The 13,768-nt window shown below is 63.3% G+C and carries 11 protein-coding genes; 6 read left to right on the forward strand and 5 right to left on the reverse strand.

Annotated features, from left to right (window positions below):
• Nucleotides 1-14 precede the first annotated feature (14 nt).
• A complete protein-coding gene (locus tag ACGYKA_RS14655; RefSeq protein ID WP_394411644.1) occupies nt 15-1,604 on the reverse strand; it encodes an ATP-binding protein in 1,590 nt (529 codons plus the stop codon).
• Between the two features lie 249 nt (nt 1,605-1,853).
• On the opposite strand from ACGYKA_RS14655, the gene ACGYKA_RS14660 reads away from it, so the two are divergent.
• Nucleotides 1,854-2,708: a fumarylacetoacetate hydrolase family protein gene (locus tag ACGYKA_RS14660; RefSeq protein ID WP_394411641.1), complete on the forward strand. Its 855-nt coding sequence runs from the start codon at nt 1,854-1,856 to the stop codon at nt 2,706-2,708.
• Between the two features lie 31 nt (nt 2,709-2,739).
• Here the strand turns inward: ACGYKA_RS14660 and ACGYKA_RS14665 are convergent, their stop codons facing one another.
• Both ACGYKA_RS14665 and ACGYKA_RS14670 read right to left on the reverse strand, forming a co-directional pair.
• A complete protein-coding gene (locus ACGYKA_RS14665; protein WP_394411638.1) occupies nt 2,740-4,812 on the reverse strand; it encodes an ATP-binding protein in 2,073 nt (690 codons plus the stop codon).
• 162 nt (nt 4,813-4,974) lie between these two features.
• Nucleotides 4,975-5,838, reverse strand: a complete 864-nt coding sequence (locus ACGYKA_RS14670) for an alpha/beta fold hydrolase (RefSeq protein ID WP_394411635.1) — start codon at nt 5,836-5,838, stop codon at nt 4,975-4,977.
• Between the two features lie 233 nt (nt 5,839-6,071).
• Here ACGYKA_RS14670 and ACGYKA_RS14675 point away from each other — a divergent pair, with 233 nt between their 5' ends.
• Nucleotides 6,072-6,677, forward strand: a complete 606-nt coding sequence (locus tag ACGYKA_RS14675) for a helix-turn-helix transcriptional regulator (RefSeq protein ID WP_067265514.1) — start codon at nt 6,072-6,074, stop codon at nt 6,675-6,677.
• A 13-nt stretch (nt 6,678-6,690) separates the two neighbouring features.
• Here ACGYKA_RS14675 and ACGYKA_RS14680 read toward each other — a convergent pair whose 3' ends face one another.
• On the reverse strand, nt 6,691-6,915 hold the full coding sequence (locus ACGYKA_RS14680; RefSeq protein ID WP_394411632.1) for a hypothetical protein: 225 nt from the start codon (nt 6,913-6,915) through the stop codon (nt 6,691-6,693).
• A gap of 286 nt (nt 6,916-7,201) precedes the next feature.
• On the opposite strand from ACGYKA_RS14680, the gene ACGYKA_RS14685 reads away from it, so the two are divergent.
• Both ACGYKA_RS14685 and ACGYKA_RS14690 read left to right on the forward strand, forming a co-directional pair.
• Nucleotides 7,202-9,718, forward strand: coding sequence for a PAS domain-containing protein (locus ACGYKA_RS14685; protein WP_394417159.1), 2,517 nt, complete (start codon nt 7,202-7,204; stop codon nt 9,716-9,718).
• Nucleotide 9,719: 1 nt separating this feature from the next.
• Nucleotides 9,720-10,358: a response regulator transcription factor gene (locus ACGYKA_RS14690; RefSeq protein ID WP_394411626.1), complete on the forward strand. Its 639-nt coding sequence runs from the start codon at nt 9,720-9,722 to the stop codon at nt 10,356-10,358.
• Nucleotides 10,359-10,462: 104 nt separating this feature from the next.
• Here ACGYKA_RS14690 and ACGYKA_RS14695 read toward each other — a convergent pair whose 3' ends face one another.
• A complete protein-coding gene (locus ACGYKA_RS14695) occupies nt 10,463-11,584 on the reverse strand; it encodes a Do family serine endopeptidase (RefSeq protein WP_394411623.1) in 1,122 nt (373 codons plus the stop codon).
• Nucleotides 11,585-11,746: 162 nt separating this feature from the next.
• On the opposite strand from ACGYKA_RS14695, the gene ACGYKA_RS14700 reads away from it, so the two are divergent.
• Entirely contained in the window at nt 11,747-12,418 is a 672-nt protein-coding gene (locus tag ACGYKA_RS14700) for a response regulator (protein ID WP_394411620.1), read from the forward strand.
• On the forward strand, nt 12,415-13,764 hold the full coding sequence (locus tag ACGYKA_RS14705; protein WP_394411617.1) for a sensor histidine kinase: 1,350 nt from the start codon (nt 12,415-12,417) through the stop codon (nt 13,762-13,764). The genes ACGYKA_RS14700 and ACGYKA_RS14705 overlap by 4 nt, the downstream gene beginning before the upstream one ends.
• Nucleotides 13,765-13,768 lie beyond the last annotated feature (4 nt).

The raw sequence follows: 13,768 nt of genomic DNA on the forward strand, positions 1-13,768 counted from the left end.
GCCGCGATGCGCCGTCAGGAGGCGGCCATCGCATCCGGCCGCCCTTCGAGCGGCGGGAAGTCTACGAAAAAGGTCGTGCCTTCGCCCTCGGCGGTTTCAAAGCGGATTTCCCCAAGGTGCTGGTCGACAATGGCTTTGACGATGCTCATTCCCAGCCCGTGCCCCTCTTTGACCCGGTAGCTGGAGCCGCGGGAAAACCGTTCGAAAAGAACCGGTTGCAGCTCCAAAGGCAGACCGCTGCCGTGGTCTTTGACCCAGAACCCGGTGCCATCTTCCGAAAGGCCAAGCTGAACCGTGCCGCCTTCGTCCGAGGCTTTGATCGCGTTGGACAACAGGTTTGACAACAGCCGCGTGAGCCGCCCTTCGTGCAGCCGCAACAGCGGTGCGGGGGCCTCGGAGGGGGTCATTTCCAAGCCGACGCCGCGCTCTTTCGCGTAGGAGACCAAGGTCTCTGAGGCTTGGGCCAAGAGCGGTGCCAAGGCGCGTTCGGAGAACCCCGATTGATCCGGTCTGCGCAGGGTTTCGACATCCAGAATATCCCCCACCATCTGATCGATCGCCCGCGCGTTGCGCATCGCAAGCTGCAACAGTTTGCGCTTTTGCGGCGGCAGATCGTCCGGGTTCAACTCAAGCAGGCGCAGCGCCCCGGTCAGCGCGGTCAGCGGTGTTTTCATCTCATGGCTGACGGTGGCGATAAGCTGGTCCTTGGCGCGTTCAAACTCGCGCTGCTCACTGACGTCGCGCACCACGCCGAGATAGCCCAGATGCTCACCGCGGTCAGTCTCGACCTTGGCGGTGGCGACTTGCCCCTCGAAAGTAGAGCCATCGGCGCGGCGGCAGGCGACGGTAAAGCCGCTTTCCTTGCTGGCCGTGCCTGCATTCGAAAGCTCTTCGCCCATACGTTCGTAGCTGCCGAGGGTCTCGTAAAGAACCGCCGTCTGCCGCCCCAAAAGCGCGTCGGGGCTGTAGCCGAACAGTGTTTCGACCGCCGGGTTCACCATGGCCACGCGGCGGTTGGGATCGGCCATGATGATGGCCTCGGGCACGGCATCGACCATCGCCTTGAGCAACCCGCGCTGTTCGCGCAACGAGCGGCGCTCGGATTGCCGCGAGAGCTCGCTGCTCAGCCAGCGGGCGAGGAACTGGACGAATTGGGTCTGCGCCTTGCTGAACGGGGCGGGGCGCGGGGCGGTACCGGAAAAGTTCAACGTCCCAAAGAGCGCATCGCCGATTTTCAGCGGTGCCCCAATGTAGCTTTCCAGCCCAAAGTTCTCGTAGCAGGGGTGGGCCGAAATCTCTTGCTGGCCCGCGTGGTGAAAAGAGGTCACATCGTCGTTGCCAAGCGTATGCAGGCAATAGGTGCCATTGATGTCGAAGGTGCTGCCGGGGGCGGGTGCCCAATCGGGCCCATGGACATAGACGCATTCATAGACCGGGTGATCCACGCGGGAGACGATGCCAAGTTCGAGGTCAAGCGCCTCTGTGCCCAGTTGTAAAAGCTTGGCGATCTTGTCTTCGACAGAGAGGTCAGGTTCGACAGCAAGCATATAGAGTTGCCGCAGCGGATCGTCGAAATCCGCCAGAGCGTTGTAAAAGTCGTTCATATTTGCCTCTGTCGTGGTCTTTGCATCTGTCTTGGCGCGTGGGCAGATGTTCACCCAACGTATCCCCCTCGGGCACCGCTGCCAATGCCGCAACGGCTAAATTGGGGCAAGAACAAGACTTTTCACCCCGATAAGCAGACGGATGCCGATTGGCAGAGACGGCGTGCGCCACTTTGCAAAGCGGTGGCCATCGTAAATCCAGCAGCTATGGTACGGCCAACGAGGGTTGCGAAGAGGGGAGATTTGACCATGCGATTGATGCGATACGGGGCGCGGGACGGCGCGAAAACGCCGGTGGTGTTGGATGCGGCAGGGCAGGCGCGGGATGTCAGCGCCCTTGTGCCAGACTTCACGCCCGAGACGATCCCGACGTTGCGCGATGTGTTTGAGGGCGTCGATCTGGAAGGGCTGCCGCTGGCCCAGGCCCAAGGCCAGCGCATCGCCGCACCGGTCAGCCAGCCGCGCAACATCTGGGGCGTCGGGTTGAACTATTCCGACCATGCGGCGGAATCGGGCATGGAGGTCCCGCGCGAGCCGATCCTGTTCAACAAGGCCAGCCGCACCTATTGCGGGCCGAACGATCCGCTTCTCTATTCCAAGGGGATGAGCAAACTTGATTGGGAGGTCGAGTTGGGCGTGGTGATCGGGCGTACCACCTTGAACGTCAGCCGCGATCAGGCGCTGGATTATGTGCTTGGCTATTGCGTCGTCAACGACGTGTCCGAGCGCGCGTGGCAGGCCGAGCGGGGCGGGCAATGGGTCAAGGGCAAGAGCTTTCCCAACTTTTGCCCCACAGGCCCAGTGCTCGTGACGGGGGATGAGCTGGGCGATCCGGGCAAGCTGTCGCTTTGGACCGAGGTCAATGGCGAGCGGCTGCAGGACGGCTCTACCGAAAAGATGATCTTCGATGTGGCGACGATTGTCTCCTACATGTCCGAATTCATCCAGTTGGAGCCGGGCGACCTGATCTGCACGGGCACCCCGCCGGGCGTGGGCATGGGGCTGAAACCGCAACGCTATCTCAACCCCGGCGACCGGGTTCGGCTGGGCGTGCAAGGGCTGGGCGAGCAGGAGCAAGTGGTGGAGCACCTGCCGGCGCGGTAAGCCGCGATCTCGAAGCGCCGACGCGCGGCCTTCAGGCCAATTCGGCCTCCCGCGCTTCGGCGGCGGCGAGGGCAATGGCAGGGCGCAGGGGCAGGGTCAGCAGAAAGCTACTGCCCTTGCCCATGATGCTGGTGGCGACAAGGCTGCCGCCATGGGCGGTGGCGATGTCGCGCGAAATGGCAAGGCCCAGCCCGGTGCCGCCAAAGCGCCGGGTGGCGGTGGAATCGACCTGATGGAAGGGTTCGAAAACGCGCTCAAGCTCATCTTCGGGGATGCCGATGCCGGAATCGGTCACGCGGAATTCCACCACCTCCCCCCGGATGCGGCAGGTCAGCGAAATGGTCCCTTCGTCGGAGAATTTCGTCGCATTGCTCAGCAGGTTGATCAACACCTGCTGAATGCGTTTGCCATCCGCCAGCATCACGCCGCTGGCCGATTTCACTTTTAACTCCAGCCCTTTGTCTTCGACCATCGGGCGCAGCTGATCTGCGGTCGGGGTGACGATATCGTCGATCTGCACCGGCTCCATCGCGATGGACAGGCTGCCCGCGTCGATCTTGGCAAAGTCGAGCACCTCGTTGATCAGGGTTAGCAGGTGATTGCCCGATCGCTCGACCGTTTGCATGATGTCACCCAGTTTGGCCATCGTCGCCGAAAGCTTGGGGGAGAGCGTTTCGCGGGTCTGGGGATCAGCCTCGATGGCGGTGCATAGGTCACGCGCCGCCGGGGTCCGGTCGAAATGCCGCGCAAGGCGGACATGGCCCAGAATGACGGTTAGCGGCGTGCGCAGTTCATGGCTCAGCACGCCCATGAAATCGGTCTTGGCCTTGTTCGCGTCCTCGGCGGTCAAAAGCGCCTTTTTCAGATCGGTCACGTCGATCCGTAGACCCACGACGCTGCCATCTTTCATCCGCCGGTCCGAGGTGCGGATGATGCGGCCATCGGGCATGCGCTGCTCGGTCTCGAAGGCGCCGTTCTCTCGCTTTTCCAGCCAGATGCGGATCCATTCCTCTTCCTTGCCGATGGCATCGGGGACCATGCCGCGGCGGATGCTGTCCCGCACGATCTGTTCATAGGTCGAGCCGGGCTTCACCACGTCGCTATAGCCATGAATCTCGCGGTATTTTTCGTTGCAAAGCACCAAGGTGCCCTTGGCGTCATACATGACGAAACCGTGGTCCAAGGCTTCGACACCGGTGCGCAGCCGTTCTTCGGCAAGTTTGCGGTTGTCGGCCAGACGCATGATGTACCACGCAAAAATCGTAACGCCGAGCGCGCCTTGCAGACGCAAGAGCCAGTTCAGCCAGAAGTCCGGGCGGTGCTCTGGCCAGCCACCTTTGACCGTGGCGGCCAGTTGCCACGTGCCAAAGGCAAAGCTGAAGTCGAGCTTGATCGGGTCGACCAAGGTCAGTTCGGGGTCGCCGATGATGGTCTGTTCGACCTCTCCCTCTGGCGTCAACTCGCGGATGGCCAGATCGTATTTCTCGGTCAGTTCGGGGATTTGCAACCGGGTGACGAGGGCGTCGTAATCGACCACCATCGAGAGGATGCCCCAAGGCGTGTCCGGCGCGGGATTGGTGCCGGTTGAATCAAAGATCGGATGCCGCAGGATCAGCCCGCGCCCGCCCTGTACCAGATCGACCGGGCCGGTCACCAGCCCCTCACCGCTTTGCAAAGCCTGTTCGACTTTCGGCAATTGCGCCGCGTTCTGGCGGTAGTCCAGCCCCAGCACGCCGCGATTGGCCTCATAGGGGTGGACGATGGTGACAACGAGGTCGGGTGCCACGGCGAGGTTGATGACATCCGGGTTCTCGGCCATGAACTCTGCCGCACGGGCGCTGAATTCGGATTGGGTGATCGTCGGGTTCTCGCTGATGACGGTGGCCAATTCGCGCAGTTTCAGGATCTGCTCGAAAATATCCGCACGGATCCGTTCGCGGACTTCGATCAGCTCCAAGGTGGTGTCGAGTTCCAGATCCTGCATGTAGGTCTGGTAGGACAGCGTCTCGATCCGATGGCCAAAGCCAAGGACAACGGCGCAGAGCGCGACCAGCACGACAATCCGTTTCGCGCGCTGAGACAGCGCATTTCTGATCTTTTCCATGCCGGCTTTGCCCAAAGTGGTCCCTGTCCTCCACGCTCCGGCCTTCTGAGGGCCGGATACGCCCCGGGGGCATTAGACCGCACAGTTCTTTGTTGACGCAAGGAAAATACCCGGATGCATGCAAATGCCGGGGCGGTAGCGTCAATTTTGCATAAATCGCGCCTATGAGGGTGCGGATTGTCCCAGCAATTCAACCAGAACGCGACGCAGCAGGGCAATGTCTTGGGGGTTGGACATGCTTGGGGCATGGCCGCAGCCGGGGAATTCGGTCATGTCGGGCCGGGGGCCGCTTTGTGTCATGCGCTGTGCGGCCTTGGGTTGCAGCAGGTCCGACTGCGCGCCGCGCAGCAGATGGGTGGGCGTGCGGGTCCGTGACCAACGGTCCCATGTCGATAGCTCATGCGCCGAGGCGGTGAATTGCACGGTGATGCGCGGATCATAATGCAGGGTCAGCCGCCCATCTCCACGGCGCCGCAGCGACGTGCGCGCCATGCGCTGCCAATAGGCATCTGCCGCCGGGCCGAAGGGGGCATAGGTCTGGCGCAGCCAGGCTTCTCCTTCCGCGAAACTGTCGAAGGCGGGCAGGCTGCCCACATAAGAAAGAATCCGCTGCACCGCCGCCTCGGGCAGTTCGGGGCTGATGTCATTCACCACCAAGGCGCTGACCCGCCGCGCCTCGGGGCTGGAGGCCACATGCATCCCGATCATGCCGCCCAAAGAGGTGCCGAACCACGCGGCGCGGTCGATCTGGAAGTGATCCAAGAGCCCCGTCGCGATCTGCGCGTAATGTTCGACGGAATATTCCACCTCAGGGTCTCGCGCCCAACTCGACCTTCCGCGCCCGATCATGTCGGGACAGAGCACATGGAAATCTCGCGACAGGGCGGCGGCGGCCTCATCGAAATCGCGCCCTGTGCGGGCCAGACCGTGCAGCATTAGCACTGCAGGTTTCTGGCGATCGCCCCATTCGGCGACATGCACCTCATGGCCCATTACGGGGACAAAGTGGAAATGGGGGGCGGTCATTTGCGCGCGCCTTTCCGGATCACCATGGGCATAGCGCGGGTGATGCCACCCGCGCCCTTGCCCCCTGCCAGCCGTACCCGCGCGACCGCGGCCCGCGCGATCATGGCGCGTCCGCCATGCGCTTGCGTGTTAGCATCGCGTCCTCCCTGCACGGGCCAGCGCCGTGTTGCGCCGCCTCCTCCCGTCGACTAGCTTGCGGTTTCAGCATCGGAAATAGAGTTAAACGGAGCAAGATGGTGGAAATACGTACCGACGATTGCTTTGCGCAGGGGCGCTTTGAAGAGCTTGCCTTTGTTCATGCGCCCGTCGGGCTTGTGGTGACCGAGAACCGCTGCATCCGCGACTGCAACAACGCCTTCGCGGCGATGTTCGGCTATGCGCGCGGCGATCTGCGCGACCAGCTTTTCGCCATTCTCTACCCCTCGGATGAAGAGTTCGTAAACATCCGCGACCGCGGCGTGGACCAGCTGCGCAAGACCAATACCTATTGGGACGAGCGCATCATGGCACGGCGCGACGGCAGCCTGTTCTGGTGCCGGGTGCGCGGCCATTCCTTCACCCCCGAACGCCCGCTCGACCGCGCGGTCTGGAGCTTTGCGGACCTTTCTGCCGAGCGGCCCTACCTGCCGCTGACCCGGCGCGAGCGCGAGATCCTGAGCCATCTGGCAGAGGGGCTGACCAGCAAGCAGATCGCGCTCAACCTTGATATTTCGCACCGGACGGTAGAGGTTTATCGCGCCAAATTGCTCAAGAAATTCGGGGTCAGCAATACGTCTGGCCTGTTTCATTCGCTGGGCGGGATCGACAGTGACCATGTGGTGTCCAACAGTACGAAGTGAGCGGTCTCGGCGCTTAGCCCGCGTCATTTCGTTCATCGCCCTGTTCGGCGCTTTGTGGGGGCGGGGCCGCGGCAGGCTGCTCTTCACCGTCGGATTTGCCCGATTTCTCAGCGGCTTCGGCCATCGCGTCGGCCTGAGCGTAGAGGCTGCGGATCTCCATCAGATCGGCCTGCGTGGGCGTCTTGCTTTCTGCCTTTTCGTCAGAGGGCTTCGAGGGTGGGGTTTCACTATCTGTCACTGCAAAATCCGCGTTTTGACCATAAAACACACGGCCAATTCCGTGGGGTGAGCACAAGCTACCGGCCTGAAATTGCGCCGCCAATTGGGCAAAGCCCCAGCCGGGTCAGGGTTATCCCCTATAGTCGGGAACAAGCTGCTGAAATTGGGGCAGATATTTTCACGGATTTATGGCGCGCCGTCGTATACCCGTTTTGCGAGGCGGTTTAATCGGCCCTTGTCAGGGTTTCCCCCAATAGACAGGGGAGCCGAAAAAGCAGACCTTTTGAGGGAAAGTAGAGGTGCGCATGAGCTTGGTCGCGGCGTTTACATTGATTGCGCTGTGCGGGATCGTCTTGTCCGGCATGATGATCTCCAAGCAGATCGGCGACGCGATCAACCGTTTCGCCGTGGGGGGCGCTGTTGCGGTCTTGGCACTTTATATCGTCGTGGTCTTGGCATCGGCCCCGCGCGGCGGCGCCTATGGCGACCCGATCGAACTGGTCTTTGCGGTGGCGGCGCTTGCGGTGCTGGCGGCGCAGGTCTGGCGCGTGATGCGCAACCGGCGCAAGCTGCGAAACACCGCCAACACCGATGAGACACGGCGCAGATTGCCCGACTTCCTCGACCATTTGCCGGTGCAGGCGGCCTTTCTCACGCCCGATATGACCTATGCTTTCGTCAATGACGCCTATAGCGCGTCCTTCGGCAGGCCAGCGGATGAGATCGTGGGCAAACACCTGTCGCAGATCGTCCCTCCGGACCTGCTGGACGAGATTTCGGACAACCTTGAAAAGGCCTTGGCCGGGCGGCAGGTCACATGGCATTTCGATTTCTCTCGCCCCGTGCTGGACCGCACCCAAGGGGCGGCGGTCTATCAGCCGCTGTCCGACCGGGGGCAGGTGGTGGGCGTTTTGGTCATGATCATGGACCGCTCCGCCGTGCAGGACGCGGTGCATGAGGCAGAGGTCAGCGCGGCGAAACATGCGCTTGCGGCAGAGGTGGCGGGGATCGGCTATCTGGAATGGGATCAGCAGGGCGCGCTGGTCGATGCCTCGCCCGAGGTGGAGGCGCTTTTGGGCCGCGACGCGCAGAACCTGCGCGAGATGTGGCAGCAGGGGCAAAGTTTCGTGGAGCCGCGCAGCCGCGCCACGATCCGCAACAACCTGCATATGGCAGGCAGCCGTCCGCGCGATGTGGTGGAGAACGTCAAGTTTCTTGCCGCCAGCGGACGCCAGATCGAAGCGCGGGCCTGCATTCGCCGTTTGGACCGGGGCCGTCATGTGCATCTGCTGGCCGCGATCCAAGATGTGACGGATCAGCAGAACGTGCTGACAGAACTGGTGGAAAGCGAAACCCGCTTTCGCGACTTCACCGAAAGCGCGACCGATTGGGTCTGGGAGATGGACGCCGAAGGGCGTTTCACCTTTCTGTCTGGCGGGGGCCGTCAGACCGATGCGGAGACCCCAATCTTCGATCTGGGCAAGACCCTTGCCGAAGCCGATGTGGCGAAAGACCAAGGGGATTACGACCTGCTGAAACAACGCCTCGCCGCGCGAGAAGCCTTTCGTGATCTGCGGTTGGTCCTGCCCTTGGGCAAGGGGCGGACACGGCAGATCGACATGTCAGGCAAACCTTTCTTCGATGCCCAAGCAGAACTGGCAGGCTATCGCGGCACCTGTTTCGACATGACCGAAATCGCCACCGCCGAGACCGAGCGCAAAAGCGCGCTGGAGGCTCTGGCGCTGGCTTTCGAGAATATCTCGACCATGGTGGCGCTTTTCGACAGCAGCGACCGTCTGGTCTATTGCAACGAGGAATATCGCGCGACCTATGCTGGGATGGAGGGCGATATCATCGGGAAACATTTCGATGAACTGTTCGCCCATTTCACCCAGACCGGCAAAATGGCAACGACCACCGAAGGCAAAGTCCGCTGGAGCGCGCAGCGGCGCGACCGGCGCAACACCCCGGCCAAGTTCTTTCGTGCGCGGACATCGACGGGCCGTTGGTTAGAGGTGACGGATTACCCCGTGGCCGCGGGCGGGCTTTTGACCATCGCTTCCGACATCAGCGAAAAGGTCGAGCGCGAAGAGCGGCTGCACCAGCATGAAACGGCGCTGCAACTGCTCAACCGGCGCGAAACTCTGGGCCAGATGACCGCCGCCATCGCCCATGAATTGAACCAGCCTTTAGCCGCTATTCACAATTTTGCCGCAGGCTGCGTGCTGCGTGCCAAGAACGACCAGCTTGAGAGAGAGGATATGATCGCCGTGCTCAACAATATGCAAAGCCAATCTGAACGGGCCAGCGCCATCCTGCGCTCCATGTCGAACTATCTGCATAGCGACGATGCCGACCGCAATGCGGTCCGCTTTGATGAGATCCTCCGCTCGGTACAACTGCTGATCCAGCCCGAAAGCTCGACCACCGGGGTCATCGTGGCCATCAACGATCAATGTGGCGAAGTCGCCCTGCATTGCGCCCGGATCGAGATCGAGCAGCTGTTGATCAACCTCATCAAGAACGGCATCGACGCCTGTCGGGAGGCGGAGCGTGCGGATGCCGAAGTCTCGGTCACCGCGCGCTGCGAAGCCGGGGAGATCGTGATCGACGTGGCCGATGCGGGACGCGGCTTTGCCCCGGACATGCCCGCGCAGACGGCTTTCAGCGCCTTCCGCTCGACCAAGGACAAGGGGCTTGGCGTGGGGCTGGCGATTTGCGAAACGATCGTTCTGTCCCATGGCGGAACGATCGCCGTGACGAAATCCGATGCCGAGGGCGCCTGCCTGACTGTGCGTCTGCCGTTGGAGGTGCAAAAGTAGAATGTCGGAAGAAGGGATCGTTTACGTCGTCGATGATGACGCCGCGGTGCGGGAATCTCTGGTGTGGTTGCTGGGCTCCGTTGGGCTGCGCGCCATTCCCTTTGCATCGGCGGCGGCGTTCCTTGACAGCTATGAGGACAGCGGTTGCTGCTGCCTTGTGAGCGACGTGCGGATGCCGGGGATGAGCGGTTTGGAATTGCAAAAGGCGCTGAACGCGCGGGGGATCAAACTGCCGCTGATCCTGATGACGGCCTTCGGCGATGTCTCTACCGCCGTGACGGCGATGAAGGCGGGGGCGGTGGATTTCATCGAAAAACCCTTTAACAACCAAAACATGCTCGACCTGATCAACGCGGCCCTTCAGTCCGATGCGGCCCGGCGCAAGAGCAAGGCGGCAGAGGTCGAAAATGCGCAGCTTTTGGCCCGGCTCACCCCGCAGGAGCACCGGGTGTTCGAACGGGTGGCGGCGGGGCTTTCGAACCGTGAGATCGGCAGCGAGATGGACATCTCTATCAAGACGGTCGAGGTGCACCGCGCGCGGGTGATGCGCAAGCTTGAGGCGAATTCCGTGGCGGAACTAGTGCGGTTCCATATGCACAATGCGCCCTCAGGCGAAGGTGACGGCGGCGAGGGGACGTAAAAAGCCCCGGCAGTGCAGGACCACCGGGGCAGGCTGCCCAGCCCCCGGCGAGGGCGAAGGGCTGGGGCTTCCCGGCGGCATGAGGGGCGCCGGGAAGGCATGGATCACGCCGGCTTGGGTTCCAGCGCGCCCACGGTCACGTCGAGGGTCTGTTCAGACCCTTTGCGCAGCACGACGACCTCTGCCGCGCTCTCGGGCGTGGTGGTGGCCACCGCACGGGTCAGGTCGCGCAGATCGTCCACCTCTGTGTCGCCGAAGGACAGGATGATGTCGCCCTTTTTGAGGCCCGCTTTGGCGGCGGGGCTTTCATCGGTGATGGCTTCGATCACCGCGCCGCGCGGCTCGTCATAGCCCAGCACATTGGCGACCTCGGGGGTCATGGGCCGGATTTGCACGCCCAGCCAGCCCCGCTCGACCGACCCGTCATCGGCCAGATCGGCGACGATGGTCTGCACCAGATCCGAGGGCACCGAGAAGCCGATGCCGACCGACCCGCCCCCGGGGCTCAGGATTGCGGTGTTCACGCCCACGACCTCGCCCTCGTTGTTGAACAGCGGCCCGCCGGAGTTGCCGCGGTTGATCGCCGCGTCGGTCTGGATAAAGTCATCGAAGGGGCCTGCCTGAATGTCCCGCGACAGGGCCGAGACGATGCCCGAGGTCACGGTGCCGCCAAGGCCGAAGGGGTTGCCCACGGCCACGACCTCATCCCCCACGCGCAGGGTGGAGGAGGTGCCGAACTCGACCGTCGGCAGGTCCACGTCGGCAGTGACTTTCAGCAGCGCGATGTCGGTCATCGCGTCGCTGCCCACGACCTCGGCGTCGAACTTGCGGCCATCGGCGAGCTTCACGGTCACCTTCTCGGCACCTGCGACGACGTGGTGGTTGGTCACGATCTGGCCGTCTTCAGAGATGATGAAGCCCGAGCCCAGACCCTGACGCGGGGCGGGGGCGGCGCCATCCTGACCGGGCAGCATGTGCTCGAACCGGCGGCGCAGTTCCTCGGGCATGCCGGGGGGCAGTTGGTGCTGGGCCACGGCCTGCTGCTGCTTGCCGGTCACCTCGATGAAGACGACGGCCGGGGAGACGGCCTCGACCAGGTCGGCATAGCCGCCCGGCGGGACCGCAAGCGCGGCCGAGGGGGCCAGCGCCAGCATCGGCGTCGCGGCCATCGCGGCGCTCAGCGCAAGGGCGGCGGCGCGGGGGGCTTTGGAAAGGGTCTTGGTCATTGCATGCTCCTTGCTGTGCATTCGGTCGTTTCGGGAGCCTATCTGGACCTGCGGTTTTACAGTGCCTTGCCGTGCCCTATACAAATTTGTGAGATTGCCGCCTCTGGGCTGCACGGGCGGCGAATTTGGCATAATTCATCGGCAATCCTACATGAGGACACGATGAAACTGCTTGTTGTCGAAGACGATACCACCACCAGCACCTATATCGCGCGTGGCCTGCGCGAGGAGGGGCATGCGGTGGATGTGGTCGCGGATGGCCGCGACGGGTTGGTGCAGGCCACCACCGGGCAATATGACGTGCTGATCCTTGACCGGATGCTGCCCGAGTTGGATGGGCTGGCGCTGCTGAAAACCCTGCGCGGGGCGGGCAATACCACGCCGGTGCTGCTGCTGACGGCCATGGGCGCGGTGGAGGACCGGATCGACGGGCTCAATGCCGGGGCGGATGACTATCTGGTCAAACCCTTCGCCTTCGGAGAGCTTTCGGCGCGGGTCAACGCGCTGGCCCGCCGTCCGCAGGCGCTGGAGCAGGAGACCACCCTGCGCGCGGGCGACCTGACCATGGACCTCATCAGCCGCCGGGTGACGCGGGCGGGCCAAGAGATCGACCTGCTGCCGCGCGAGTTTGCCCTCTTGGAGCATCTTTTGCGCCGCAAGGGCCGAGTTCAGACCCGCACCATGCTGCTGGAGGCGGTCTGGGACATTTCCTTTGACCCAATGACCAATGTGGTGGAGACCCATATCAGCCGGTTGCGCGCCAAGGTCGACCGGCCCTTTGACAGCGAACTCATCCAGACCGTGCGTGGCGCTGGCTATAGGATCGACGCATGAAGGCGCGGCTGGCGGGGCTCTGGCGGTCGATGCCGCTGCGTCTGGCGCTTTTGCTGGTGCTTTTGTTCACCATCGTCAGCCTGCTCAGCCTCGCGGCCAGCTATGCCGTCACCCAGCGGTCCTTCGAGCAAGCGATCCGCGCCGATCTGGCGCAGGACATGGCGGGCTTTCGTGCCGCCCCTGGTGCCGCCGCCCTCGCGCGGCTGGTCGAGGCAGAATCGCGTGAGACCGACCCGAACCGCCTGATCCTCAGCTACATCGGCCCCAACGGGCGTATCTACGGCAACGGGGCCATCGCGCGGGATAACGAGGGCTATCACATCGTCTCGATCGGGGCGGCGCGGGCGGAGTATCGGGGTGTTTACCTGACCCTGACCGACACGCTCTATGGCGGGCTTTTGACCATCGCGCGCAGCCGGGCCGAGATCACGGCCCTGCGCGAGGTTTTCGTCAATATTCTGCTGGTAAGCCTGCTGCCCACGGTGCTGATCGCGCTGTCGGGCGGGCTGATCCTTGCCCGCCGCTCCAAACGCCATGTGGAGGTGATCCGTGCCACGCTGGACCGGCTGACGACGGGTGATCTGGCCGCAAGGGTCGCGCCGGGGCCGCGCTGGTCGGACGACCTGCTGCGCATCGGTGAGGCGGTGAACCAGATGGCCCGGGCGCAGGAAACCTCTGTCGCGGCGCTGCGGCAGGTCTCTCTCGATATCGCGCATGACCTGAAGACCCCGATTCAGCGTGTCTCCGTCCATCTCGACGATCTGGACCGGGCCGAAGCCACGGACGCTGACCTTGCCGAACCGCTGGCCCGCGCGCGTGCCGAGTTGGACGGCATCGCCGCAATCTTTCAATCGCTTCTGCAATTGGCGCAGGTGGAGCAGGGCGAGGCCCGCGCCCATTTCGCCTCCGTCGACCTCACCGCGCTTTGCCGCACCATGGTCGAGCTTTACGAACCCGCAGCAGCGGAGCAGGGCAAACACCTGCTTTGCGACCTGCCCGAAACCCCTGTTCATGTCACCGGTGACCGCGCGCTTTTGGGGCAATTGCTGGCCAATCTGATTGAGAACGCCCTGCGCCATTCCGGCGATGCCGAGGCGGTGGAGGTCGCGCTGAAACAGGCGGCGGGGCAGGTCACGCTCACGGTGGCGGACGGCGGTCCCGGCATTCCGGCTGAGGACCGCGACAAAGTGTTGCAGCGCCTTTACCGGCTGGATCGCAGCCGGGGCACGCCGGGTCATGGGCTGGGTCTGGCGCTGGTCGATGGGGTGGCGAAACTCCATGGGGCAAGGCTGGAGCTTGCCGACAACGCGCCGGGGCTGCGCGTCGTGGTGACGTTCGACAGCTAGAGCG

The organism is Sulfitobacter sp. 1A15106 (assembly GCF_043556995.1).
GTDB lineage: Bacteria > Pseudomonadota > Alphaproteobacteria > Rhodobacterales > Rhodobacteraceae > Sulfitobacter > Sulfitobacter faviae.